This is a genomic window from Maridesulfovibrio frigidus DSM 17176, from assembly GCF_000711735.1.
GTDB classification, from domain to species: Bacteria; Desulfobacterota; Desulfovibrionia; order Desulfovibrionales; family Desulfovibrionaceae; genus Maridesulfovibrio; species Maridesulfovibrio frigidus.
Genome location: NZ_JONL01000002.1, coordinates 498,514 through 524,460, shown reverse-complemented (window position 1 = coordinate 524,460; position 25,947 = coordinate 498,514). Strand labels below are relative to the sequence as shown.

General features: G+C 43.6%; 23 protein-coding genes. 14 read left to right on the top strand and 9 right to left on the bottom strand.

All coding sequences use genetic code 11. The features are described 5' to 3' along the window. Nucleotides 1-15 precede the first annotated feature (15 nt). The 4 genes from fmt to hisS form a co-directional block, all read right to left on the bottom strand. The gene (gene fmt / locus BR06_RS0106595; protein WP_031481512.1) at nt 16-978 is read right to left on the bottom strand and encodes a methionyl-tRNA formyltransferase; all 963 of its coding nucleotides are present in this window, start codon (nt 976-978) and stop codon (nt 16-18) included. After that, entirely contained in the window at nt 957-1,463 is a 507-nt protein-coding gene (gene def / locus BR06_RS0106590; protein WP_031481510.1) for a peptide deformylase, read from the bottom strand. The genes fmt and def overlap by 22 nt, the downstream gene beginning before the upstream one ends. Before the next feature lie 157 nt (nt 1,464-1,620). After that, nucleotides 1,621-3,444, bottom strand: a complete 1,824-nt coding sequence (aspS, locus tag BR06_RS0106585) for an aspartate--tRNA ligase (RefSeq protein ID WP_031481508.1) — start codon at nt 3,442-3,444, stop codon at nt 1,621-1,623. A 19-nt stretch (nt 3,445-3,463) separates the two neighbouring features. Beyond that, entirely contained in the window at nt 3,464-4,699 is a 1,236-nt protein-coding gene (gene hisS / locus BR06_RS0106580; RefSeq protein WP_031481506.1) for a histidine--tRNA ligase, read from the bottom strand. A gap of 243 nt (nt 4,700-4,942) precedes the next feature. Between hisS and BR06_RS0106575 the strand changes: the two genes are divergently transcribed. From BR06_RS0106575 to BR06_RS0106545, 7 genes are all read left to right on the top strand, one after another. Next, entirely contained in the window at nt 4,943-5,407 is a 465-nt protein-coding gene (locus BR06_RS0106575) for a DUF2628 domain-containing protein (RefSeq protein WP_235727682.1), read from the top strand. A 73-nt stretch (nt 5,408-5,480) separates the two neighbouring features. Further along, nucleotides 5,481-6,404: a caspase family protein gene (locus tag BR06_RS0106570; protein WP_031481502.1), complete on the top strand. Its 924-nt coding sequence runs from the start codon at nt 5,481-5,483 to the stop codon at nt 6,402-6,404. Nucleotides 6,405-6,539: 135 nt separating this feature from the next. Continuing rightward, a complete protein-coding gene (locus BR06_RS0106565; RefSeq protein ID WP_031481500.1) occupies nt 6,540-7,553 on the top strand; it encodes a hypothetical protein in 1,014 nt (337 codons plus the stop codon). Beyond that, the gene (locus tag BR06_RS0106560; RefSeq protein WP_169738226.1) at nt 7,525-8,169 is read left to right on the top strand and encodes a hypothetical protein; all 645 of its coding nucleotides are present in this window, start codon (nt 7,525-7,527) and stop codon (nt 8,167-8,169) included. The genes BR06_RS0106565 and BR06_RS0106560 overlap by 29 nt, the downstream gene beginning before the upstream one ends. Nucleotides 8,170-8,349: 180 nt before the next feature. After that, a complete protein-coding gene (locus BR06_RS0106555; protein WP_031481496.1) occupies nt 8,350-9,096 on the top strand; it encodes a hypothetical protein in 747 nt (248 codons plus the stop codon). A gap of 4 nt (nt 9,097-9,100) precedes the next feature. After that, nucleotides 9,101-9,799, top strand: coding sequence for a hypothetical protein (locus BR06_RS0106550; protein WP_031481494.1), 699 nt, complete (start codon nt 9,101-9,103; stop codon nt 9,797-9,799). A 566-nt stretch (nt 9,800-10,365) separates the two neighbouring features. Next, nucleotides 10,366-10,896: an AmiS/UreI family transporter gene (locus BR06_RS0106545; RefSeq protein WP_031481492.1), complete on the top strand. Its 531-nt coding sequence runs from the start codon at nt 10,366-10,368 to the stop codon at nt 10,894-10,896. A 159-nt stretch (nt 10,897-11,055) separates the two neighbouring features. On the opposite strand, the gene BR06_RS19645 is transcribed toward BR06_RS0106545, so the two are convergent. Both BR06_RS19645 and BR06_RS0106535 read right to left on the bottom strand, forming a co-directional pair. After that, on the bottom strand, nt 11,056-14,112 hold the full coding sequence (locus tag BR06_RS19645; protein ID WP_051676947.1) for a S8 family serine peptidase: 3,057 nt from the start codon (nt 14,110-14,112) through the stop codon (nt 11,056-11,058). A gap of 267 nt (nt 14,113-14,379) precedes the next feature. Continuing rightward, nucleotides 14,380-15,357 carry a tRNA (adenine-N1)-methyltransferase gene (locus tag BR06_RS0106535; RefSeq protein ID WP_084154042.1) on the bottom strand — a complete coding sequence of 326 codons (978 nt, stop codon included), beginning with the start codon at nt 15,355-15,357 and terminating at the stop codon, nt 14,380-14,382. A gap of 429 nt (nt 15,358-15,786) precedes the next feature. Here BR06_RS0106535 and BR06_RS0106530 point away from each other — a divergent pair, with 429 nt between their 5' ends. The 5 genes from BR06_RS0106530 (at nt 15,787) to hemW (ending at nt 21,094) form a co-directional block, all read left to right on the top strand. Beyond that, nucleotides 15,787-16,767: a radical SAM protein gene (locus BR06_RS0106530; RefSeq protein WP_031481486.1), complete on the top strand. Its 981-nt coding sequence runs from the start codon at nt 15,787-15,789 to the stop codon at nt 16,765-16,767. 57 nt (nt 16,768-16,824) lie between these two features. After that, nucleotides 16,825-18,291, top strand: coding sequence for an Rne/Rng family ribonuclease (locus BR06_RS0106525; protein WP_031481484.1), 1,467 nt, complete (start codon nt 16,825-16,827; stop codon nt 18,289-18,291). Nucleotides 18,292-18,380: 89 nt separating this feature from the next. Beyond that, nucleotides 18,381-18,926, top strand: coding sequence for an epoxyqueuosine reductase QueH (locus BR06_RS0106520; RefSeq protein WP_031481482.1), 546 nt, complete (start codon nt 18,381-18,383; stop codon nt 18,924-18,926). A gap of 111 nt (nt 18,927-19,037) precedes the next feature. Continuing rightward, complete coding sequence (locus tag BR06_RS0106515; RefSeq protein WP_031481480.1) at nt 19,038-19,874, top strand: universal stress protein; 837 nt, start codon at nt 19,038-19,040, stop codon at nt 19,872-19,874. A 23-nt stretch (nt 19,875-19,897) separates the two neighbouring features. Continuing rightward, entirely contained in the window at nt 19,898-21,094 is a 1,197-nt protein-coding gene (gene hemW / locus BR06_RS0106510; RefSeq protein WP_084154041.1) for a radical SAM family heme chaperone HemW, read from the top strand. 177 nt (nt 21,095-21,271) lie between these two features. Here the strand turns inward: hemW and rnhA are convergent, their stop codons facing one another. The 3 genes from rnhA to BR06_RS0106495 all read right to left on the bottom strand — a co-directional run bounded on the left by rnhA (nt 21,272) and on the right by BR06_RS0106495 (nt 23,794). After that, entirely contained in the window at nt 21,272-21,736 is a 465-nt protein-coding gene (gene rnhA / locus BR06_RS0106505) for a ribonuclease HI (protein WP_031481476.1), read from the bottom strand. 23 nt (nt 21,737-21,759) lie between these two features. Beyond that, nucleotides 21,760-22,323: a hypothetical protein gene (locus BR06_RS0106500; protein ID WP_031481474.1), complete on the bottom strand. Its 564-nt coding sequence runs from the start codon at nt 22,321-22,323 to the stop codon at nt 21,760-21,762. A 100-nt stretch (nt 22,324-22,423) separates the two neighbouring features. Continuing rightward, entirely contained in the window at nt 22,424-23,794 is a 1,371-nt protein-coding gene (locus tag BR06_RS0106495) for a phosphomannomutase/phosphoglucomutase (protein ID WP_031481472.1), read from the bottom strand. Nucleotides 23,795-23,991: 197 nt separating this feature from the next. Here BR06_RS0106495 and hflK point away from each other — a divergent pair, with 197 nt between their 5' ends. Then, nucleotides 23,992-25,068, top strand: a complete 1,077-nt coding sequence (gene hflK / locus BR06_RS0106490; RefSeq protein ID WP_031481470.1) for an FtsH protease activity modulator HflK — start codon at nt 23,992-23,994, stop codon at nt 25,066-25,068. Continuing rightward, nucleotides 25,068-25,925, top strand: coding sequence for a protease modulator HflC (gene hflC / locus BR06_RS0106485; RefSeq protein ID WP_031481468.1), 858 nt, complete (start codon nt 25,068-25,070; stop codon nt 25,923-25,925). The genes hflK and hflC overlap by 1 nt, the downstream gene beginning before the upstream one ends. The last annotated feature ends 22 nt before the right edge of the window (nt 25,926-25,947 follow it).

Here is a 25,947-nt window from a genome sequence, read left to right as displayed (position 1 = left end):
CTAGGTAAATCTTAGCTACGCTTTAGGTCCATATCCGCAGAGGAAGGACTTGCCGTCCATAGCCTTTTTGCCCGCGGGCTTAACCTTTTCAGCAAGGTAAATTTTATCTTTACAAGCTATGGCTAAATACCCGTCCGTTTCACCGACGATAGTTCCCGGAGCATTGTCTCCGCTAACATCATCACTGATCATGCCAGGCGTGAGGACAAGGCGAATAGGGTCTTTGCCTTTTTCCGCTTCCCAGAAGAAATATGCGCCCGGCCAAGGATGCATTGCGCGAACCTGATTATGTACAGATTGCGCATCCATATTCCAGTCTATAAGTCCATCTTCTTTGGTGAGTTTCGCCGCGTAGGTGGCAAGCTCGTCATCCTGCTGAAGGACAGCAAGTCTGCCATCTTTATAGCGCATGATGGTTTCAACTGTCAGTGGTCCACCCATGCCAGCTAGATCATCATGAATAATACCTGTAGTGTCGTTCCATGCAATCCTAAGAGCCTGTTGAAGTAGAATAGGACCAGTATCAAGTCCCGCTTCCATCTTCATAATGGTGATACCAGTTGTGACATCCCCATTTTGAACAGAGCGGTGAATCGGCGCTGCCCCCCTATATCTAGGAAGTAGAGAGCCATGCACATTTATGGGCATCACGGATGGAATATCGAGCACTGCTTGCGGCAGAATAAGGCCGTATGCAGCGACGATCAAATAGTCCGGCTTAAGGGCGCGAAGCTCTTCAACGTCCGCCTGATCTTTGAAGTTGATAGGCTGAAAGACGGGAATCCCATATTTCAGAGCAACTTCTTTTACGGCAGAAGGTTTAAGCTTATGTCCACGTCCGCTAGGACGGTCAGGCTGTGTATATACACCAACGATTTCGCCATCTTTCCATTCCTGTAAATATTCAAGAATAGTGGATGCAAAGTCGGGCGTACCCATGAAAACTACTCTATGTTTTAGTCCTGCTGTTTCAGCCATTTTTTGATCTTCTTGTCGTACATTGAACGTTTAAGGCGGCCGACTCTATCTACGATGAGTTTGCCGTCAAGGTGATCTATCTCGTGCTGGAGCACAATGGCTAGAAATTCATCAGCTTCGATTTTGATATCGTCGCCGTTTTCGTCCATTCCAGTGACCGTAACTTTTTCACTGCGCTTAATAACGCAACTGAAAGTCGGACATGAAAGACAGCTTTCTTCAGAATCAACTTTACCTTCACTATCAGTGATGATGGGGTTGATGATTACTTGCAGTTCGGTTCTATTTTTAGGACCGGAAGGATCGATAACAATCAAGCGTATTTTTTCGCCGATCTGTGGAGCCGCAAGGCCCACTCCGTCATCGTCGTACATGGTTTCAACCATGTTATCGATGAGAGTTTTCAGTTCAGGAGTGATCTTTTCTACGGCCATGCATGGTTCTGCAAGGGTAGGATCTGGATATTTTAGAATATCGAGCTTCATGATACTTGAGATTTTCCTTGAAGTTTCCAATTCCAATAGGCTTGGAATCTTCATAATTATTATATACTTACACTTATTAAAAGTGGTAATAACGTTTTGACCTGCACATGCAGGCCAAAACGTTATCTTTTTATGCTTTGGGTTGTAAAGAAGCTATTTATGCTTCTTTTTTCTCACGAAGTTTAACACCAAGATCGCGAAGCTGAGAGCTTGCAACCGCTGAAGGTGCTTCGGTCATCATACATGTCGCCTTCTGTGTTTTAGGAAAGGCAATAACGTCTCTGATGGATTTTGCTCCGCATAGTATCATAATAAGTCTGTCCAGACCAAAAGCAATACCGCCGTGTGGTGGCGCACCGAATTTGAGAGCGTCCATGAGGAAACCGAATTTGGAGCGGGCTTCTTCTTCGCCAATTCCTAAAGCAGAGAACATTGTCTGCTGCATTTCAGGAGTGTGAATACGAATGGAACCGCCACCGATTTCGTAACCGTTGATTACGAGGTCATATGCACGGGCAAGAGCTTCACCCGGTTTGTCAGCAAGTTCGTCCAACTGTCCCACCTGCGGAGAGGTGAAAGGATGATGTCTTGCAACGTAGCGTTTTTCTTCTGGGTTGTACTCAAGAAGCGGGAAGTCGGTAATCCAAAGTGGAGCGTATGCGCTCTCATCAATGAGTTCAAATCTTTCACCGAGCTTAATTCTAAGTGCACCAAGAGCAGCATTTACGATATCAGCTGATCCTGCCTGGAAGAAAAGAATATCTCCGGCTTCTGCATTGGTAAGTTCAGAAAGCTTTGCAATTTCTTCTTTGTTGAAAAATTTAACAATCGGAGACTGCCATTCGCCATCTTCTTTAACTTTGATCCATGCAAGTCCTTTGGAACCGTAGATTTCAACAAACTTGGTGTATTCGTCGATCTCTTTACGGCTGAGCTTCGCTCCGTTTGGAACACGCAGAACTTTGATCAGTTCGGATTTAGCAAAGACTTTGAAGTCAGATCCTTTAAAAATCTGAGTAGCTTCGAGGTGTTTCAGTTCAAAACGAACATCAGGTTTGTCTACACCGTAATCGCGCATTGCGTCAGCATAGGTCATGCGTGGGAATGCAGCTGGAAGCTCTTTCTCAATGGTTTCGGTGAAAACAGTGCGGACCATATTTTCAGCCATGTCCATGATGATTTCTTCATTGGTGAAGCTCATTTCGATATCAATCTGAGTGAACTCAGGCTGACGATCGGCACGAAGGTCTTCGTCTCTGAAACATTTAACAATCTGGAAGTAACGGTCTAGGCCGGAAACCATGAGCATCTGTTTAAAGAGCTGTGGAGACTGCGGAAGAGCGTAAAAATCACCGTTGTTCATACGGCTTGGGACCAAGAAGTCACGTGCGCCTTCAGGAGTACTTTTGGTGAGAACAGGAGTCTCAACTTCAAGGAATCCAAGTCCGTCTAGGAAACGGCGTACTGACTGCGCGGCCTTGTTGCGAAGAATAAAGTTTCTAGCAAGTGAAGGGCGGCGAAGGTCGAGAAAACGGTATTTCAAACGTAGCTGCTCGGAAGCATCTGTGCGGTCTTCGATAGCGAAAGGAGGTGTGTCGGAAGTATTTAGAAGCTTCCACTCGTCAACGATGATTTCAATTTCACCAGTGGTGAGTCCTTTGTTAATCATGCCGTCGGGACGAGCTCTGACAGTACCTTTAATAGCAACAACATATTCAGAGCGGATTGCGTGAGCACGTTCGTGTGCGTCAGTTTTGTGCTCTGGGCTGAATACAACCTGAGTAAGGCCTTCACGGTCACGAAGATCAATAAAGATTAGTCCACCGTGGTCACGGCGAAACTGGACCCAACCCATAAGTAGAACTTCTTCGTCAATATTTTTGGCAGTAACTTCGTTACAGTTATGCGTTCTTGTCCAGTCGCCTAGGTCTTCAATTACTCTGTATTCATCGTAACTGCGTTCTTCATTCTGTTCAGACATGTGAATCTCTCCCGGGATTTTATTTGAAATATTCATCACGCGGCAGGGATTCCTGTCCGCCGCCTTCGGTCATATCTTTAATAGTGACCGTTCCGTTTTCAACTTCGTCAGTTCCGAATATAAAACATTTCTTTACTTCAAGCTTGTTGGCCTGACGTAATTGACTTTTCATACTTTTCGCAACGAATCCTACTTCACCTTTGAGTCCTGACTTGCGAAGTTTTTCCGCAAAAATCAGAGCGTCTCCGGCAGCTCTCTGGTCAACCAGAGCGATGTAGAAATCGAGCTTCTCTTCGTAGTCACCATCTAAAAGCATTCCTAAGCGTTCCATTCCGCAGGCAAAACCAATGCCCGGAACTTTTGCTCCGCCTAGGGTGTGAACCAGTCCGTCATAGCGTCCGCCACCTGCAACCGCAGTCTGGGAACCGATATCGCCGGAGGTAACTTCGAAAGTTGTTCTCTGGTAATAGTCGAGTCCGCGAACGAGGCGAGGATTCAGGGTGTATTCAAGTCCAGCTTCATCAATAAGCTTAACCACTGCGTCAAAGTGTTCGCGACACTCTCCGCACAGGTGTTCTGGTATTGAAGGAGCGTCTTTGGTCAGCTCTTTACAACCTTTGCTTTTACAATCTAGCACGCGGAGCGGATTTGTATTTACGCGGCGTGTGCAGTCGTCACAAAGTTTTTCCTGATCAACTCCGCTGAAATAATCGTCGAGAGCCTTTCTGAAAACAGGACGGCATTCAGGACAACCAAGCGAATTCAATTCGAAGGAAAGTTTGCTAAGGCCTATTCCGCTGAGAAAATTTGAAAGCATGAGCAGAACTTCTGCATCTGCCTGCGGTTCGCTTGCACCGAAAACTTCAGCGTTTATCTGGTGAAACTGGCGCATGCGTCCAGCTTGAGGACGCTCATAGCGGAACATGGGGCCGACGGTAAAAAATTTACTTACTTTACCCGGCTGATAAATTTTATTCTCAACATATGCGCGAACAACTCCAGCGGTTGCTTCTGGGCGCATAGTGAGTGAGCGGTCCTTGCGATCAGGGAAAGTGTACATTTCTTTTTGCACAACATCGGTTTCTTCACCGATGGAGCGGCAGAAAAGCTCTGTTTTTTCGAGAATAGGAGTTCTCAGTTCACCAAAACCATAACTGGAAAAAACGTCTCTAGCTGTTTTTTCCATGAAAGCATATTTTGCACTGTCTGCAGGAAAAAGGTCTGCAACACCCTTAATTTTTTGTATTTTTGCCATAACTCTTCTCTTTGCGGATTTCCGGGAAAATACTATCAAAATAGGCCCGGTCCCGGTTCGGGCCGTGGAACCAAATTTCGTTAGTCCAATATGGGAGAAATGTCAAAAAAAGCGGGCTTCGTGCGATTTTTTTATATAGGTAGAGTTGCCAAATATTTTTGGGTGCGGCATTAACAGGATAGTGTTAGTTTATTAAATCAACAAAAAACACAAATTCGAAATTTTGGAGAATATATTGTGAACATGATAAGCACGGATGATTACGCTGAATTCATTGGTCCGAACGTCGGGAAATATTTATTTAATTTTGCCAAATTTCAATCCTTACGGGATGGCTTTACAGTCACTTGGCATTGGCCCGCATTTTTATTTGGGTTCTGGTGGTTTTTGTACCGCAAGATGTATTTTTGGGCAGCGATCACATTTTTAGTGGGTTTTTTGCCCTTTGGTAATTTGATTGCTCAGTTCGGATATGGCCTTAGTGGCTACTTTTTATATTACAGGGATAGCACTGCCAAGATTTCTGGGGTAATGTCTACATATCCGGGGCAGAATACTCGTATGATTTTAGAGGATACCGGCGGGGTGCATGGCTGGGTAAAACTGGTCGGTATTTTATGCTTCTTTTTACAACCGGCATGGATATTTGTAGTTTCTCTGCTATTTGGCGGAGCGTTTATGATGTCGATTCAACAGGTAGTGATGTAATGGTCTGTGTATATTCAGTACGCTGAAGGGGTGTGCTGGTGTTTGTCTTTTTAGCTCTATGAGGGGGAGATGTATGAAAAAAATATTGTTATCCAAGGCCAATTTTTATTTTTTCGTGTTTCTAACTGGTTGCTGTTTGTTGTTCAGTTCTGCTCAAGTTTCACACGCTCAGTCAAGGCTGGCTCTTCTTGTGGGGAATGCAGCTTATAAGAACGGCCCGCTCAGAAATCCCGTTAATGATATCAATGCCATGTCCAGTGCTCTTAAAAGTGCAGGATTTGAAGTGATGATATTGAAAAATGCTGATCGCTCTCAAATTGGTAAAGCTATAGATGAATTCGGACGCAAGCTCGCCAAAAAAGATGTAGGCCTATTTTATTTTTCAGGCCACGGATTGCAGGTTAAGGGGCGCAATTATCTAGTCCCAATCGGCATGAAAGTGCAGGGTGAGGCGGATGTTCAGTACGAAGCTATCGATGCCGGAAGGGTGCTCGCTAAAATGGAAGATGCGGGCAACAGGATGAATATCGTGATTCTGGATGCCTGCCGAAACAATCCGTTCAAGCGTAGTTTCAGGTCTGGTCAAAATGGGCTGGCTCAAATGGACGCTCCAACTGGATCATTCATAGCTTTTGCTACCGCACCGGGAACCGTGGCCCTTGACGGGAAAGGTTCCAATAGCCCCTATGTTTCGCACATGGTGAAAAATATGGGCAAAAAGAATCTGACTATCGAGAAGTTTTTTAAAACGGTCCGTATCGGCGTCATAAAAGATACAAGTCGTAAACAGACTCCGTGGGAATCTTCATCACTGGTTGGCGATTTTTATTTCTCAGGCAAAAGTGCGGGCGCGGCTCAGACTCAGTCGCAGCCGGCTAGTGTACAAAGTAACAAGCCTCCGCAGCAGACCCAGTCTGCACCAGCTCCGGCTCCAAGACCTGCTGCTAAGCCTAAGCAGTCTCAGGATGAGCAGATGATGGATATGTTGTTGAATTAAAGTTTATTCCCCGACATGATCTGGCAGGTTTTGTCGTGTTTTTTTATTATCCCGTTCTTAGTGGACATAGCGAATTCTCTCAAATCAATGGTTTGGGAGAATTCTTTTGTTAACCTCTAATAACGGGATTTTTTTATGAATACGCATAGTGATTATGTTTTGCAGAGGAAGAGTCGAGCTGATTTAAACCCTTCAGTTAGAATGTATGGCGAGAGCGAGCCTCCTGAAATGCAGCTCGATAATATGTGGGAAGTGGTTTCCCGTTCGACAGGTGCGAAGTTGCAAATGGTTAAGCCTGATTCTTCGGAGTTTACACCGTCGGATCGTATGTATCCTTCAATGATGAGACCTGACGTTAAAGATCGTTGGGATATGAAGAATCGCGAATGGGAGAATCAGAAGGATACGTATAACCGTATTGAGCGCATGGCTCGGGCTGAGTTTTTAGCAGAAAATCCTGATTTGCCTCTTGCTCGTGCTTTGGCGAAGACTCGTTATGGGAAGGAGCTTTTGGTGGAAGGGAAGCAGTCTGGTTTTATACAGCCCAAAGCGGAGGCTGGGACTGATTTACATGGTGAATCAGGGGGCGTATATGGGGGCGGTTCTAATGTTGGGAATAATGCTGTTAAGTTTTCTTGGTTGGGTAATATTCTTGATGATCTGTTTACAGAAAAGAATGTCCTTGAAACATTTTATATATGGCAAGCAAATGAAGGTGCCTGTAAGGCTTGCACAAATAAAAATGGTGAAACTTCAAAATCGCCAACAATGACACGCCCTCACCCAAATTGTAAATGTCGTCAGGTTAAATGTGAAATATGGGAAAGTGTTACAAGGTGGGAGTTTGTTAAAGAAATTAAAACACTTAGTTACGAGGCAACCTCCGTTGTTTTATTCTCAACTCGCGGAACAGTGAGTTGGCGTAGGAAGTATATAGCTGAAGAACAGAGAGAGAAAAAAAAGGTTAAAGAATGTGATGATTCTGAAAAACTTTTGTTTAGAGAAATTGAGTCCCGTAGAGTTATTAAAACGGATACGGTTACAACTGCTGCACATAACGTTCATACAGGACGAAATATTCAAACGGGTGACATGGCGTGGACGTACCATCCTGGCACGGGTGAGACCATTTGGTTTCCTACCGACTAGCATTTTTTTATTTCTTGCTACTATTATTTTATGCCCAATTGTAAATGCAGGAACTACTATTGATGCGTCCATCTTTCTTGGTCCACCAGTAGGTGAAATAATTATTCTAGATGGTGGCGATGGAATGTTGATGAAACGGACGACCATAGCTATCTCCGAGTCGGGTGTTTACTCTATTGAGGAAAGAAGGAGAACTCCTGCAGTCGAAGTTACGCAAGAGGATATTATAAAAAATAATCTTTCTGAAAAGGTCGTACGCATTGCGCGAGGTGAAGAGGATCTTGTAGATAACTATACGTTACAGGCTCAGGGGAGCAAAATCATTCTCACCAGATACGGAAAAGTCCCTACAATGATCGACTTAGAAAGCAGGGAGGGGTTTCAATTCGTGAGTTCCTCCGAAGGGGATATTAAAATGGAGAGTCATATTGTAGATGAGCAAGAAGAGTTTATCAGAGGCAAAAAGCGCAAAATTATATATGTAGAGGCTCACGGCAAGATGGATGATGGGCCCGTTTATACTAATTACCGAGTTGCATCTGGGTTGGGCATTATTCATATGACGCTAACATTTTATGGATCAACTTCTGTTTTATACACATTAAAAGGTAACTAGGTTTGCATTTGAGAGCCAGCCTCTTTTGAGGCTGGCTCTCTCTATGAAAAATGTAGCACTCGCAGTCTTCCAATATAAATAGTTATTTCAAAGGCTCATCTAGGCTATTGTCCTAAAGACGCTTAATGCGCAGATGATGTTAGAATTGTGCTCTCAATGTTTTCCAATGGAGCTTGGTTCATGTCGCTAAAAGATTCGTTTATTCCATATTGCAAGGAAGTAGTGCGAGATACATTCTGCGAAAATTTGTTTACTAAATGGCAGATAGTTAAATTATATTTAACATGCAGCTATCTGTCCTATTTTCTTATGATTCTTCCTTATGAACTTGTCTGGATATTAGACTTATACATTGTGTTGTCTTGTTTTACGATGGCTCCTTTCATATATACAACGATACATGTCTATAGAAAGGATGTTGCAATAAATAGTAATTATTACACTCTCATGTTTGATAAAAAAGTCGCTAATTGGTTTGCATTTGGGTTTTTAGCGTTTTTAATGTGTTTTATCATTGGGACAATGGCTCATTATTTGAGAAGATCGGATGTCGATTTATTGTACTTGGGAAGATGTACGCTGTTTGTATTTTGTTTGTCGTTGGCTGCAATCTTTGCTCTGAAAAAGTATTTGCACTCGGATTATAAACAAACGCAGTTTGGATGTCTTTTTTTGTTTACTCTGCTGATTTGTGCCCCCTTTTATGTGTTTATAGAAAGCTCAAAATTCTTTTTTATTATCGAACATATAGGTGTAGATTTAGAAGCCCTTAATGACCTTAGTTACCGACTGAAGCTTGCTATTGGTGGCAGATTCTTATCCATCGTACATTTTGGTGTATTTTTATTTATAATAAAAATGTTCATAATAGCCGTCATCAAACAAAATGATTTAAACATAGCCAGATTTGAAAAAGAGACTCAGTAATATAATGATCACTTCAAAATACAATATTCTCAATTATGGCAGGAGTTTGTCGCCGACTGAGCTGCTTGGTCACCTGTGCGCAAGCCTTGTGATCGTTTGCCTTATCACTCTTGTCATCAGCCAAAATATTCAAGCTAGTGTAGATGATGCGTCCATTTTTTTGGGGCCACCACTTGGTGAAACAATAATCCTAGATGGTGGTGATGGAATGGATATTCAGCGAATGACCTTGGCTGTCTCCGAGTCTGGAATTTACTCAGTTGAAGATAGAATGAGAACTCCGAAGTGCGAAGTTACGCAAGAGGATATTATAAAAAATAATCTTTCTGAAAAAATCGCGCGCATCATGAGGGGCGAAGAAGACCTCGTTGATAATTACACGCTTCAGGCTGTGGACGGCAAAATTATTATTACCAGATGTGATGAAGCTGAAATAGTGGTTGATTTGATAAATAGAAAATGGACGCACCGTGGGGATGATTTATCCGGTAAATATTTTGAAATAAGGTGCCGAATTATCGACGAAAAAGAAGAGTTGGTTCATGGTGAAATGCGCAAGGTCATATATGCGGAAGCGTTAAGCGGAGTGGGCGATAAGGCTTTTGAGACTGTGTATAAGATCGCTTCTGGTTTAGGAGTGATTCATTATGAAGTTGTTTCTCCGAGTGACCCTTTGGTTTTATTTACATTAAAAGATAACTAGATTCATGTTTGTGAGCCAGTCTCTTTTGAGGCTGGCTCTTTTTTGTAAAAGATATTCCACGTTCATAAATATAAGTAGTCATATTTTTTTGGCAGTTTTATATTAAGATTCCAAAGCCGATTGCTCCTAATAAATTAAACGATGAGAATATGTTAGATATTTTCTTATTTAAAGGGAGATATGAATCGAATATTCTGTGTGTAATTACTCACGCGGTCTTTGATTTATTTGTACAAAAAAGTGAGACATTTTGACCCGTGCAATGCGAAAATGACTCAATATGTGATTACGCACTGTTATAATGGGACATTTTATAACAATAATGTAGTTATTTTTTATTGCAATGCTGATTGTGACCCATCATTTTATCCCTCATTTTTTAATAAAGCTCATCAATACAGGCGGTTCGGTGCATGGCTTGTATGTTGCTAATAAAAACCCGGCTGAGCCGTTCTTTTGTTGTGAAAGAGCAAGGCGTTAGTCGGGTTTTTTTGCAATAACTCAGGGAGGGGCAGGTATTAGGCTGAGGCGTGTTTTCGTGAATTTTTTAACGAGAGGAGACTGATGTGACAACTGCTTTACTAATCTTGATAGCCATTATGTGGCTGCCTGTTGCCCTACTTAATTTGGGCCACGGTGAGGCTAAAGGTACTGGGTTTGCTGCTGGACTAGTTGGATTACTGGTAATCATCGGCGCCATGATTCAGGCGGCACTTTTTAATGACGCATTCACCGCTGGGCTATTGTTTGCTCACGGCATACTTTACTGTTGTGTTGCCTACGCACTGCTTGCTGGCCTAGAAGACCTTCGCTCTGTAGCTAATGTTAGTCTGACTGTTTGCCTCATCTCGTTGATCTACGCCCTCTTGTTCTACTACGGTGGACCGCTTAAGGAAGATGGCTCTCAGCTTGTGGGAGTTTCCAACTATTTCGCGATGGCCTGTCTAGGTTACACCGTTTTGACCTTCGAAGTTTTTCTCTGCTTCTACGGGAAGCTTAGCGGAAAGGTCGTGGCGTGGTCTCTTATTCTTTGGATACCTTTTGGATTGTGGATTCCTGCATTCTGGCTCATGTCCTCCGGGACACTGCCTTTCTAGTTAGCAAACACTAACTAGCTACGCAGCTTGGGGTTTAAAGAAAATAATTTGTATTAAAAAAGGGCTTGGAGTAATATACTCCAAGCCCTTTTCAACTTCTATATCAACTGAAAGCTGTTTAAACAAAGTTCGATTAGATGATGTTTTTAAATTAAGTTGTTAACGTCTGCGCAGTCTTCCGAGTAGTATAAGTCCGCATAGTCCGATCAGGCCTAATGTGAAATCAAGTCCCAATCCGGAGTTTGGTGAAAGAACACACCCGGATGATCCGGACGATCCGGATGAACTTGATGAGCCTGATGATGCCGAAGTTCCCGAGAAAAGAACCAACGGATCTTCTACCACTCCGGCCGCACTGTTTAAATCATAAGGTCCATTGTCTTTCAGGCAAAAGTGAACTGAATAAATGTTCTCTGCACTCAAAGTTAGGGTGCTTTCAACAAAATTTCCATTCGAGTCCTCCAGCCACCATGACCCGTCGGACCACTCATTTTTTGCGGCTGCGTAGGAATAGGCAAGGTAGCTATTGTCAGCTGACTTGAGCTTGTAGAGGGTCATGTCTGCAGGTGTTTTCGTATTTGTCGGAGCAGTAAAATTATAATTAAGATGGACCATGGCTTCTGCTTTACTGACGGTAGCGGTAAATGCCCGTACGTCAGTCAGGCGGTCTCCAGCCGAAGGAAGATTGAATGTTGTCTTGAGTTCTCCGGCGGATTCGTATGTTGCTGAGGATGTGGTGATAGCGACGGTCACCGATGAATCAGGCTGGGAAGCGGGGCATTTCATAACAGAAGGAATGCTGAGAAAGTCCACAACCTTGGAGTCTCCATCGTTTTTAATGCCGTTTATGGAATAAATCCCTCTTCCTTCAATATAAGCAAGTACTGAACGAGCCTTACCTACATTTGGTGTACGGATGGTATTTTCTCCGCTGCTCCATGACTCTGAAGGTAAATCATAAGTATGTAAAAAAGGAACTAAGGTGCCCTCTGGACCGTTCAAGCCATCGCAAATATAAATATTTTTACAATCAGTTACAGCATCAGCATGCGAAAAATAGTCTGATAATAGTGGCTCAGTTGCCGTTGCCGTTCCATTAAAAATTTCCATCATTGCACTCCTGTCTCCGTTGCTCGTGGCATCCTGAACCCCACCGGAAATGTACACCGAATTAGCTGCTGAAATGGCAGAATGCTGATATCGTCCTTCATACAGAGTGCAGGCAACCTCAAAGGAGCCTGAGTCAGGATTATACTCATAAATATTGTTTGTAACATCCTGCCCAACGCTCTTACCTCCGATGAGGTATATTTTATTGCTCAAAACAGCAGCCCTTGCTTCAATAGGAAATGGTACTGTCCCCGGCAGGGTGGACCATGTTCCGCTTGAAAATGAATACTTTATTACATCGGTGTAAACTGCTTCCGTTGCTGTGTTATTACCACCGAAGATATAGAGTTCGTCATTATAGTAAGCCGAAGCACCCTGCGCACGCGGGGCAGGCATGGTGGCGAAAGTTGACCATGCATCAGCTGCTGGATCATATACTTCACAATTCGTTGTTCCGAAATTCTGCCCGCCGCCGAAAACATAAATTTTACCATTACGTACGGCACCAAATCCTCCGGAATGAATGTCGGAAGAGGCTGCTTTGCTGGACCATCCTGAAAATTCTAATGCATTGGATGTGGCAGTATCGTCACGTTTGACCTGAACAAATCGTCCGGCATTCTCCGGCACAACTCCCTTTATTTGAGAGTCGGACCATGAGCTGATGCTTGCAGGAACATTATTGCTATCATCTAAAAATAATATTGTTCCGGCTGTGGTTCCGAATTTCTGCCCGCTTAAAGTAAAAGATTTACCTGGTCCTTTATCAACTCTTGAATCTGAACTTGAGATAAAAGGATTAAGGGATATGTTTGGATCAAGGGAGTTTGCACTGTTTAACTTGCCTCCGGTAAGGGCAAGGTTGGTCATGGTACTGAGCTTGTCCACTCCGGAAAGAATTTTATTTATACGGGTATAGATGTCGTCATCCGGGTAGGCAGAAGCTAGAAGTGCAGTCACTCCGGCAACATGTGGAGCTGAAAAGGAAGTGCCGCTTCCTGTTGTATAGCCACCCGCGTAATTTATTGAGAGGACATCCTCTCCTGGCGCGGATAAATCGACAGAGTGTATTCCCCAATTTGAAAAAGTAGCCCAAGTGTCCGTGTTGTCAGTCGCTCCGACGCTGATTATGCACGGCAAATCGAGGCTAGCCGGAAAGTCCTTCTGAGGAGAGCTGTCGTTGTTGTTACCGTCGTTTCCTGCAGAGGTGACAAAAATAACTCCATTATTTCCAAGCTCTTGAATCTTATCTCTCACAATGGGATTGTCACCGGGGCCGCCGATTGACATGTTTAAGGCTGGGATATTCACCCCATTTTTCTTCTTGTCGATAATATAATTAAAAGCCAGAATCATTTCAGAATCGTAGTTGTTAGCTAACTTGAGAGCCATAATTTTACTGGTCCAACTAATTCCGCTGATACCTATGCTGTTATCTCCCGTTGCAGCCACAATGCCGGCAATAAATGTACCATGGTTGTCAGTAGGGGTGGTATCGTTTGTAATAATACTTTCGTTGATACTGATCCCATGTGTGTCGTCGATTACTCCGTTTCCGTCATCATCAATGCCATTGACCGGATCGAAAGGATTAACCCACATGTTATCGGCCATATCTTCATGGTCAGAAGCAACACCCGAATCAACTATCGCAATGACAACCTGATCACTGCCGGTAGTGATGTCCCATGCTGCTTCGGCGTCAATGTCCGCATTAGGTGTGACATTGTTTTTTAAGTTCCACTGATCATCAAATCTAGGGTCATTTGGGACTTTTTTTTTCTTGCGGATGTAATTGGGAGAAAAAGATTCAACCTCAGGCAACCCATGAATTTCCTGAATCATTTCGCGAGTGGTGAGGTGTGACTTTAGAAGAAGTATGCACATGCCTGATGTGCGGGTCGCGGAATCGAGAACAGCGGCTACCGACATATAATGATTGGCGGCTATTATGCGGGCATCGGCTTCACTTACGCCTTTGGTAAATTTGACAATGAGCTGGTTTGGAACCTGCTCCTGAGCATGGCAATTAAGAGCGAAAAATAGATTAAGGATCAAAAAAAGTATAAAAACAAAAAAGCATTTTCTATTGAGACAAGTGACCATTTGTAACTCCTGATAAAATTCAATGCTTATCTATGTAGAGTTACATCGGCTATTTTATTCTTATTTTAATATTATTGGGGAAAATAATTTTTCGATTTGTGATGTAAATATATATTTGTAATCACATGTAACTGAATGGTTCTTATAAAGCAAATAGAGGTTATGCTCGTTGGTCCGGTGCGCAATAAAAAAGGGCTTGGAGTATTATACTCCAAGCCCTTATCAACTTCTGTATCAACTGATAGCTGTTTAAGCTTGGTCAGTAACTTATTTTGCGGTCTCGTCAGTGTCAGCTTCTGGAGTAGTTTCTTCAGTTGCTTCGGCTGTAAGAGTTTCGACCACTGGAGCTTCAACGACTGGAGTTTCCTCAGTCTTGACTTCTTCTGTAGCTTCTTCGGTTTTAGCTTCTGTTTCTGCGTTATCCGCTACAGGAGCTTCAACTTCTTTTTTGGGCATTGGATTAATTGGTGTGTCCTGCAATGTTTTATCAATACAGCGAGCAAACACAAGGAATCCAGTGTGAGCGACCATGCGGTCTTCAGGGCGAAGTCTTTCTGCTACAGGTTTGTAGCGACGTAGAAGAATCTCTACCACTTCCTGATCTTCAAACGGGCCAGCGTCAAGGGCTGTCAGAAGTTCGCTAACCTGATTGGTAGTAGGCAGCAGGAATCCGATCATTGAACCGGGGATAACTGCTTTAGGAATGTGATGCAGATAGTCCCAAGGTGTGCGGACATCAAGGAAGAGAGCATCACAGTCAGTTGCCTGAAACCCTTCTTCAATATCAAGGTTGAACTGCTCTACACGATGAGAGAGTCCTGACCATTCTAGATTTTTCTGTACGAGTTTGAAAAATTCAGGACGGCGTTCGTGGGTATAAACTTTTCCTGTATCACCTACATAGTAGGCTAGTGCAGTCGTCAGTCCACCAGAACCTGAGCCGGATTCAACAACTCTGCAACCCGGGCCGATGCCCAGCTTAAGCAGAAGATACCCGATTTCTTTCGGATACATAATTTGAGTCTGGCGTTTTACGCCTTTAATCAAGTCATGCACTGTGGGCTTTAGAATCTGATACTTGCGTCCCAAGTGGGTGTTAACAGTTCTTCCATAACCGGCAGCAATGACATCTTCCATAAGGATCTTGCCATCGTGGGTATGAATATCATCCCCGTCCTTAACCACGCGTAAATAACGCTTGCCCTTGGGATTTATGAGCAGTACCACTTGTCCAGCATTAAGCATTGACTTCCTCCTGAATTAATATTCCGCCGGATTACGGTTGAAACGCACGTAAGTCAATCCCCGACTTTCTCCAATAATTGATTACGAAGCAAGACGTGGCACCTAAATTGTCTGTGTTTCTGTTTCCAAATAATTTTATTATATTTTTAATGTCTTCGCTCAAATCTATTTTTAAGCCGTAATAGTTGAGGAAAGTCTCAATTCGCAAATTGTTGCGTCGTATATAAAATCTTGAGTTTTTAATGGAATAAGACTAGTCGGAACATATTCAATGAAAATTTTGTTTTTTTGGGTGTAATTATTTTTTTATTTAAGGTTTGGCGATCGCTTAGTAAATACAACTTTTTGAGTTTGATTTAACGTTTTGATTGCCGATGCTGGAAAATAATTTCCATCAAATTGTTTTTTTTGCTTCTTGACGGATGGAATATGGGTTATAAGTATATCTTCGGGCCGGTTTTTTCTGGCAGAATAGGTCGTTCACTCGGTCTTGATCTGCTGGGAAAGAGAATTTGTTCAATGGACTGTGTCTATTGTGAGGTAGGAGCTACAGATTCTCTGGTGACCGAGCGCCGCCCATATGTTCCTGCTGAGGTTCTTCTTGAAGAACTTGGCCAGTGGAAACAAGAAGGGCATATAGTGCCCGATGTGATTACTCTCGGTGGTCTTGGGGAACCGACTTTAAATTCGGATTTGCCTGAGATTATTCGCGGAGTGAAAAAACTTTTCCCGTCGTTGCCCGTGGCTGTTTTAACAAATGCCAGCCCGATGACGGACCCCGAAGTTCGCAGGGAACTATTGGAAGCAGATATAGTGCTTCCGTCCATGGATTCTCTTGTAGCTTCGGAGTTTCGAGCCATAAATAGGCCGTGTAAGGGAATTGACCCTGAAGACGTAGCCAAGGCTCTGATCGAATTCCGCAAGGAGTTCAAAGGTAAGATTTTTCTGGAAGTGCTCCTTTCAAAGGGATACAATGATTCGGGCGAAAATCTTTCTAAAATGAAAGACTTTTGCTCAGAACTATCCCCGGACCGCATTGATGTGGTCACACTTTCGCGCCCCGGTACTCTTGATACCTCTGCCCCTGTTGATTCCGGGACATTGGATGTTTGGAAAAAGGCTCTTGATGCCGCGCCCTGCATAGACAGGGAATGCGGTCCCGACAATGGCGCAAAGGAAAGGAACAGCTCGGATACATCCGCCCCAGTGCAGGGCGAAGACTCCGCAGCATTTGACCGGATTCAGGCTTCTCTCATGCGTAGACCGCAAACAGCGCAACAGCTTTCAAAAGCTCTTGAGATCTCCTTTAGTGGAGTTGTTCAGGCTATTGAAGAACTGGAAAAAAGCGGCCGATTGATCAAAAGGCAGACTGGTGATGAAATCTATTACAAGTTTGGCCCGGACGGTTAATCCATGAACTAAGCATCTGAATCTGTGGAATTTTTTAAACTTTTCCCGGAATTAGAAATGACACTTAAAAAAAGAAGAGAAAAAATGTTTATTAGCGTGCTACCTGAAGAACAGGTGGAAGTAGCGCTAACTCAGGAAGGTCAGGTCATTGAGTATTACGTAGAAATGCTCCATCAGGCCAAGACCAAAGGAAATATCTACAAAGGATATATCCACAACATCGATGCCGCTTTGCAGGCGGCTTTCATTAACTACGGAGCCGAACGTAACGGCTTTTTGCAGGTTGATGAAGTTCATCCCGAATATTATCAGGGAACATATAAGCTCAAGAAAGGGCATAGATACCCGCTATTGCAGAAGGTTTTAAAGCCAGGACAAGAGATTTTTGTTCAGGTTGTTAAGGAACCTACTGGCAAGAAAGGTGCTTTTTTGTCCTCGTACCTGTCCATTCCGGGGCGCTATTTTGTGTTGACTCCTGGGCGCGAACAGATCGGCATATCCCGCAAAATCGAAGATGAAAAAGAGCGCGCAAGGCTTAAAGAAATCATCGATTCAGTTAATCCCGGTGATGGGGTTGGGGTTATTGTCCGTACTGCAAGTATGGGCCAGAGCAAGTCCGCTCTAACTAGAGACTTCAAATTTCTCACCAGACTCTGGAACGATATCAGAACAAAAGGACAGGATATTCAACCGCCTGCTCCTGTATATGAAGAAATGGGTCTTGCAGCACGTTCCGTACGTGATTATCTCTCCTCTGATGTTACTGAAATCTGGGTGGACGATAAAGAAACTGCGGAGCAAGTTAAAAAACTTGCCGCGCTATCTTTTCCAAGACGCAATAATTTGGTCAAGCTTCACTCTGAGACAGATAAATCTCTTTGGGAGCGTTTCAATCTAGTTAAACAGGTCGAGCAGATCTACGGACGCGAAGTAAATCTTCCTTCCGGCGGCAGACTCGTTTTTGACCAGACTGAAGCCCTTACCGCTATTGATATTAACTCCGGAAAAATCGGCGGAGAGCGTAACTTTAAAGAGATGGCGCTCAAGACCAATAAAGAAAGTGCTGAAATGATTGCTTGTCAGCTTAAACTTCGTGACCTTGGTGGTCAGGTCGTTATCGACTTTATTGAAATGAAAGATCCGAAACATTGCCGTGAGGTTGAAAAAACCATGCGCGCCGCACTCAAATCCGATCGTGCGCGGACGGATGTTGGTCGCATTTCTCGTTTTGGGTTGATGGAACTTGTTCGTCAGCGTCTCGGATCTTCTGCCATTGCGGTTAGTACTGAGTCATGTCCATGCTGTTCGGGCACAGGGATGAGACGTAATATGGAATGGCAGTCCATGCAGGCTCTTAAAGATATTTACAGAATGCTTAGAAGACCCGGCTGTACTTCCCCGCTGAACTATGAAGCGGAAGAAGAGCTCGCTCTCTATCTTTTGAACCACAAGCGGCCCGCGATTGTTAATTACGAAAAAGCGTTTGATACAAAAATTAATATCGAGATTCAGTGGGCTGAGTAGTAAATGATCTAAATGTATAAGGCAGTGTTTTTGCTTAACAGCAGAAGCACTGCTTTTTTTTTACTAATTAAAAACGTGGAGTTATACTAATGGCTTCCAAAAGAATTTTACTTCATGCTTGCTGCGGCCCCTGCTCAATCACAACGATTGATATTTTACGGGAACAGGGTTTTGAAGTGACTGCTTTTTTCTACAACCCCAATATACATCCCCTGCAGGAATATGTCCGTCGCCGCGAATCCTTTTTAGAAGTAGCCAAGACTATGGACGTTAAGGTTATCGGAAGTACCACGGAATATGACTCGAAAAAATGGTTCCGCGACGTTGCCTTCCGCGAAGATAACCGCTGTTTTCACTGCTATGCTGATAGATTGGAGCGCACGCTATCGCTCGCAAAAAGGGGCAATTTCGACTTCTTCACAACAACTCTCCTTTACAGCAAATTTCAAAAGCACAAGTCCATTGCCGATCTCGGAAAAGATTTAGCCGCTTCCGGTAAATGCGAATTTTTATATTACGATTTCCGAGAAGGTTGGAAGGAAGGAATTGAGCGTTCAAAAGATATGGGGATTTATCGCCAGCAATATTGCGGGTGCCTATTCAGTGAAAATGAACGGTTCGCCAAGGAATTATAATTTTTCGTCCTGATATTGTGTCCTCTCTCGCTATTTGTGATGAGTTGTGGCATTTTAAATATGAAGCTCTATCATCTTATAAGTAAACGTTAAGCAACGGAGAAAGTTCATATGGAAAAACATTTATTGGTTTGTGTGTCCGATGACGGCACTGCAGCTTATTCTGTAAGGTTCATAAGAGATTTTTTTGATTCTCCATGCGATGTGCACGTGACTCTTTTTCATGTTGCTCCTCAGGGTGGAAAATGGGGTTCCCATAACCCTACTCAAAAGGGCAAGACGTTGCTCGAAAAAACTAAAAAATGGTTTGTAGATAATAGCGTCTGCACCGAGAGTAAAATTAAGATAAAAAGCGTCATCTCACGTGGCGGTATCGCTAGAGAAATAGTGCAGGAAGGACACAAAGGCATGTACGATGCTGTTGTTCTTGGGCGTCAGACCGCGTTCTTATTTGAAGAACTTTTTGATTACAGCGTTAGCCACAGAGTTATATGGGAAGATATTACTTTCCCGCTGTGGTTTTGTAAGTGTCCGCAGGAAATACCTAAAAAGGATGTCCTGTTGTGCCTTGGTGACGGAGAGCCTACGAAGAGAATTGCTGACCATGTAGGGTTCATTCTTAACGGAAATCCCAGTCATAATGTAACTTTATTGCATGTGCACAATGCAAAAGAATCCAACGCGGAAGATTCTAAAAAAATGTTCGTCGCAGCGCATGAAATTTTGGTTGCAAACGGTCTTGAAGCTTCGCGCATTACGGAGCGAATTATTGAGAACGTTAATGTAGATAAAGCTATTCAGGAAGAGTGCGCAAGAGGGCATTATGCCGCAGTCGCCATTGGCCGTGAATATCATAGCAAAACTGCAAAAGAAAAATTGCTACCTAATTCCATCAGTGTAAAACTTTTACGGAAGCTGGAAGGCGCTGCTCTTTGGATCAGCAAATAAAAAGCCGCATAAGGTAGTATTAAATGGCTCTAACTCACGCATTTTTTAATGCACCGCTATTGCAAGGGGATGGAAAAGAAGCAAGGAATCTGCTCCTTTATATCCATGTGCCTTTTTGCGTCCGCAAATGCCATTACTGCGCTTTTCATTCACAGGTTTTTAATCAGGTCACCTTTGCATGGTATCTCAAGACGCTTCTCGCTGAGATTGAATTATGGGGTCGCAGATTTAAAAAGCCCAAGATCGGTACAGTCTATTTCGGGGGCGGGACTCCAAGCCTAATACCACCTTTTCAGCTTGAATTGATAATGGATGCGCTTCGTAAGCATTTCACATTCATCAAGGGTATGGAAATAACCATAGAAGCCAACCCAGATTCCGCCAATGATAAGTCCTATTTTGACAGTCTTATCTCCATGGGTATTAATAGGTTGAGCATCGGATTTCAAAGCTTAGATGATCGCAATTTGATGGCTCTCGGCAGGCCCCATTCAGCAAGGCAGGCCGCTGAAACATACTACATGGCGCGCAAAGCAGGATTCGCTAATATCAGTATCGACCTTATGTGGGGTTTACCTCGTCAGAAGATGAAAGACTGGAACAATGAGCTTAAGGCTGTTGTTAAGCTAAAACCAGAGCATATTTCATCGTACGGGCTATCCATTGAACCCGACACCGTATTTGGGCAAAACCGAGCCGAAGTTGAACCCGAATTGCCGCCGGATAGCGAGCAAGCCAAGATGTTCATCTACGGCGCAGAGTTCCTAGAATCAATGGGCTATATTCAATATGAAATTTCAAGTTTCGCGCGTATAGGATTCACCTCACGCCATAATCAAGGTTACTGGGACAGGCTGGATTATCTCGGGATGGGGCCATCCGCAGTGTCCACAGTAGGTAATCGCAGATTTACTAATCCATTCTACATGGATGAGTATGATGCCGCCGTGCGCGGAGAATTCCTTGGTGAGGATTTTGAAGAAATAACAGACGAAATAAAAGCGCAAGAATTAGTAATGCTAAGTCTACGCACATCACGCGGATTAAAGCTGGCAGAATACACAGAACTGACAGGAAAAGATCTGATGAAAGACAAAAAGTCAGTAATAACCGCACTACACCAAAATGGCCTAGTACGAATAAGCGCAGGATTCATAAGACTAACAAAAAACGGAATGCTCGTATCAAACTCGATATTACAATCATTAGCATTTGATTAGGTATGCCTCCGGCGGCTTAAACCCTTTTGAGAAAAGGGTTTAAGAATCCCAAAACTTTTTGTTAAGAGGGTTGGGTACTGCTTGCCTAACCCAACTCCCCCTAAAAGGGAGTCCAGAGGGCCGTGGGCCCTTTGGTCCAGCCGAAGGCGAAATCACCATTCTTTCCCCTCTTTCTCTCTATATTTCTTCATCTTCGATTAAATCATAAGACTCAGCGGCATCACGTGCTAGATCATCGCAGCGTTCGTTTTCTGGATCGCCTGAATGTCCTTTTACCCATCTCCAGTCTACTGTGTGCTTGGCCATCAGAGGTATGAATTGTTGCCAGAGATCTTTGTTTTTAACGGGCTTCTTGGCAGCGGTTTTCCAACCATTTTTTTGCCAATTTGCTAGCCATCTTTTTGTGAAGGCGTTTTTTACGTACTGTGAATCGGTGAAAAGAGTGATGTCGCATGGTTCTTTTAGTTCGCTTAATGCTGCGATTACTGCGCGCATTTCCATACGATTATTTGTGGTGCGTTTGTATCCTTGAGAAATTTCGTTGCGATGCTCGTTGAAAAGGAGCACTGCTCCGTATCCGCCCGGTCCGGGATTACCGAGACAGGACCCGTCTGTATATATGATGACTTTCTTATTGGACATTAAAACCTGCTTAAATTCAGTTGCTATTCTTTGTTAACAGAGGATTCTGGATCGTGAAGATCTTCGTTGTATTCTTCTGACATGGGCTGAACATTGTTATCAACATTGAGAAGTTTCCCCCATATCATAGCGAGTGCTGTTTGTAGTGCTTCAGGCCATTTATCGTTTTCGAACTTGCCTGTAAAATGATTTTGCTCAAGATCTTCAATAAATTGTTGCCCTAAAGCTAACCGGACAAGGGACGGGAAGTGCAATATGACTTGATCGTATTCAGGAGCCAGTCCAATGAACATCTCTTTGGGCTCTGTTGAAATGTCGGTTATCATCTCATTCATTATATGCACTTTTGTGACTACACCAAACTCAGACCGCATGCCTCTTACAAAGCCTTTTATGTAATCTCTTTCAGCATTATCGAGAATTTTGGTTTGATCCCAAAGCGAGTTTCTCCCTTGTAGTTTTTCAAGGGTGGACACGTTGTTTTGCCAGAAAGCCCATCCTACAAGAGTGAAAATTACGAGCATTCCAAGTAATCGCATAAATTTTTCTTTGCGTGTGTTGCCCTTAGGCGCGATATTAAGTCTCATGCTGTTTCCTGTTCTTTTGTTGATACATTGCTATTAAGTTTCACTATATGAGCTTGTCGGTCATGATAGCAAGTCTTGGCTTTGCTGTAAAAGACTGCATTTATTGCGTACTCAACTCGTCACTTAACCGGGATAGAAGAGATTCTACTATGTGGCGTATTTCTGTCAATCTTTCAGGGGTGGAAGCTTCAAAGCGCAAGGTTAAAGCTGCTTGTGTATTGGATGCTCTTACAAGTGCCCAGCCATCTGCAAAAACGATTCGCGCTCCATCTATGTCGATGACATCGTATTCTGTTTTAAACTGTTCTGTGGCTAGGTCTACCAGATCAAATTTAATCTTTTCCGGGCAATCTATACGGAGTTCCGGCGTGAAGAATGTTTCCGGCCAATCTTCGAGCATCTGGGACAGTGGCGCTTCTTCCTGCGATAGAATTTCAATTAACCGCAGGGCAGCGTATAGTCCATCATCGAATCCGTAGAAGCGATCTGCAAAGAATATGTGGCCGCTCATCTCGCCGCCGAGGCCTGCGCCAGTTTCCGCCATCTTTGCCTTCATAATGGAATGGCCCGTTTTTGCCATGAGCGGCTTGCCGCCGTGCTTATCGATGTCTTCGAATAATAGTTGGCTGCATTTAACATCCGCAACCACCATTTCGCCGGGATTCTTACGAAGCATATCCCGCGCGTAGATGGCGAGGAGTCTGTCTCCGGGCATTAGTTTGCCCGTTTCATCAACGGCTCCTATACGGTCAGCGTCGCCATCAAGGCCTATACCTGCTTCGGCTCCATGCTCTACGACGGCTTCAAGCAAGTCTCCCATATATGCTTCAACTACAGGATCGGGATGATGGTTGGGGAAATCTCCATCTGGGTCACAATATAAAGGCACTACTTCTGCGCCAGCTTGGCGGAGCAGTTCAAGGGCTATATGTCCGCCCGCACCGTTTCCACCATCGAGGACTACTTTGACGGGTCTTTTTAATTTGATGCCGGAGAGTAGGTCTTCAATATAGTAGGGGACTATATTATGGAAAGAGGCCATGCCTGACCCTTCTGCAAATTTCCCGCTAGCCATAATATCGAAAATTTCCTGAATATCTCCGCTATGGATGGTGGTGTCTTCGCCCCATATTTTAAATCCGTTAAACTCTGGAGGGTTATGACTAGCGGTGATCATAACTCCCGCTTTGTAGTTTAACTTTTTGGCTGCAAAGTAGAATGCCGGACTGGGTACAAGGTCGAGAAAAAGGACATCCACGCCGGATTTGTTAAGCCCACGCAGTATGGCGGCTTGATAGGCAGGGGAACTGTGTCTGCAATCATGTCCGATAACAGCACGGTCCCATCCTTTGTTTATAAACCATGTGCCACATGCACGGCCTAAGTTTTCCACCCATTCGTCGTCGAAATCTTTATCTACAACTCCGCGAATATCGTATGCTCTGAATATTTCTCTGTTCATTTTTTTCATATGCTGAACTCTCCAATATACTTGGACGTTTAATTTATATGTTGTTTATAGTATCTTTGTTTGTTGAGGTAAAAGCATAATATGCAACTCTGTCAACTTTCTTGTTGGGTGAGTTGGCATTATTATTTTTCAACAATCTTCCCATCTATTGTCCGATCTTCCTTGACCTGTTCCCTTTGCTCGCATATCAAATTAGCATGAACTGGGACTGGGACAAACTATCGGAACAACGGCAGAGGAACACTGGCTCTAAACCGCCGGGTGTGGATGAAATAAACTCCACGATCAAAAAATTTCGCGGCTCCGGATTACCGGGTGGCAAATATATCATAATCGGAATTGTCGTACTTTGGTTTCTTTCAGGAATCTACATTGTAGAACCTGATGAAGTCGGTGTGGTAACTCGTTTTGGTAAATATGTTTCCACCACTAACCCTGGCCCGCACTACCATTTACCGGTTCCTATTGAATCGGTAATGAAACCACAGGTTACACGCATTAGGCGTGTCGAAGTCGGTTTCCGTTCCTTTGGATCTTCCCGCTCATTCACACAGGGGCAGTCCCGGAACGTCCCTGAAGAATCTTTGATGCTGACAGGTGATGAGAACATTGTTGATGTTCAATTTATCGTTCAGTATCAGATTAAAGATCCTGTTGAGTACCTTTTCAAGGTAACCAATCAGAACAAGACTCTTCAGGACGCAGCCGAAGCCGCCATGCGTGAAGTTATCGGTAAGACCAAAATTGAATTGGCACTTACTACAGGTAAGTTGCAGATTCAGACTGAAACCAGAGCTTTGCTACAAAAGATTGTGGATTCGTATGAGCTTGGTGTGAATGTTCTTGCAGTTCAGTTGCAGAATGTTCATCCGCCAGCCGAAGTTGTTGACGCTTTTAAGGACGTTGCAAGTGCGCGTGAAGATAAAAGCCGTTACATCAACGAAGCTGAAGCATATCGTAATGATATTCTGCCGAAAGCTCGCGGTCAGGCCGCTGTTATCCTTAACAAAGCTGAAGCGTACAAGGAAACTAAAGTACGTGTAGCTGAAGGTGAGGCTAAGAGATTCATGGCTGTTTATCGCGAATACTCAAAAGCGAAAGACATTACGGTTAAACGTTTGTATCTGGAAACAATGGAAAACATTCTTTCTGATCCTGATGTAACCAAGGTCATTCTCTCAGAGAGTGCTTCTAAAAGAGCGTTGCCATTTCTGTCTTTGGACGGTGGCTCGTTCCCGCAGAATGCTATAAATAGTAAGAAGGGGGTAAAGTAATGAGTTTACTTAAAAAAAGCTCCGCTCCCCTAGCTATATTACTTATAGTTTTAGTGCTCGGGTTTGTACAAAGTGCATTCATTGTAAAGCAGACCGAGAAAGCGATTGTATTGCAGCTTGGTAAGCCCAAAGCCGGACCTCTTGGACCGGGGCTTCATTTTAAACTCCCGTTCGTTCAGAACGTGATTTATTTTGATTCACGCTTGCTTGAGTATGACGCTCGTCCTGCTGAGATTCTGACTAAAGATAAGAAGAACATGGTTGTGGATAACTACTCCAAGTGGCGCATTACTGACCCCTTGCAGTTTTACCGTACCGTTACTTCTATTCCTCGTGCTCAGGCTCGCCTTGATGATATCATCTACGCTGAGCTTCGAGTCGCTCTTGGTGGATATACCTTGATTGAGATTATCTCCAGTGACCGTACTGCCATTATGACAGAGGTTACTTTGAAATCTAACGAACTTGTTTCAGCTTACGGAATCGAGATCAATGATGTACGTATTAAACGTACTGATCTACCACCTGAAAACGCCCGTGCTATTTACGGACGTATGAGGGCGGAACGTGAACGTATGGCTAAGCAGTATCGTTCTCAGGGTAGTGAAGCTTCAGCCCGCATCACTGCGCAGGCTGATAAAGAAAGAGCAATCACTCTGGCTGATGCCAACCTCAAAGCAGAAATTCTTCGAGGTGAGGGTGATGGGATTGCTACTAAGACATACGCGGACAGTTTCGGAAAGGCTGCTGGATTCTACGAATTCAAGAAGTCTCTGGAAGCATATGAAAAAGGTTTCAAGAGCAACACACGGATCATCCTTTCACAGGATAATCCATTCTTGAAATATATGAAGTAGTCGTTAGTAAAATAAGAACATG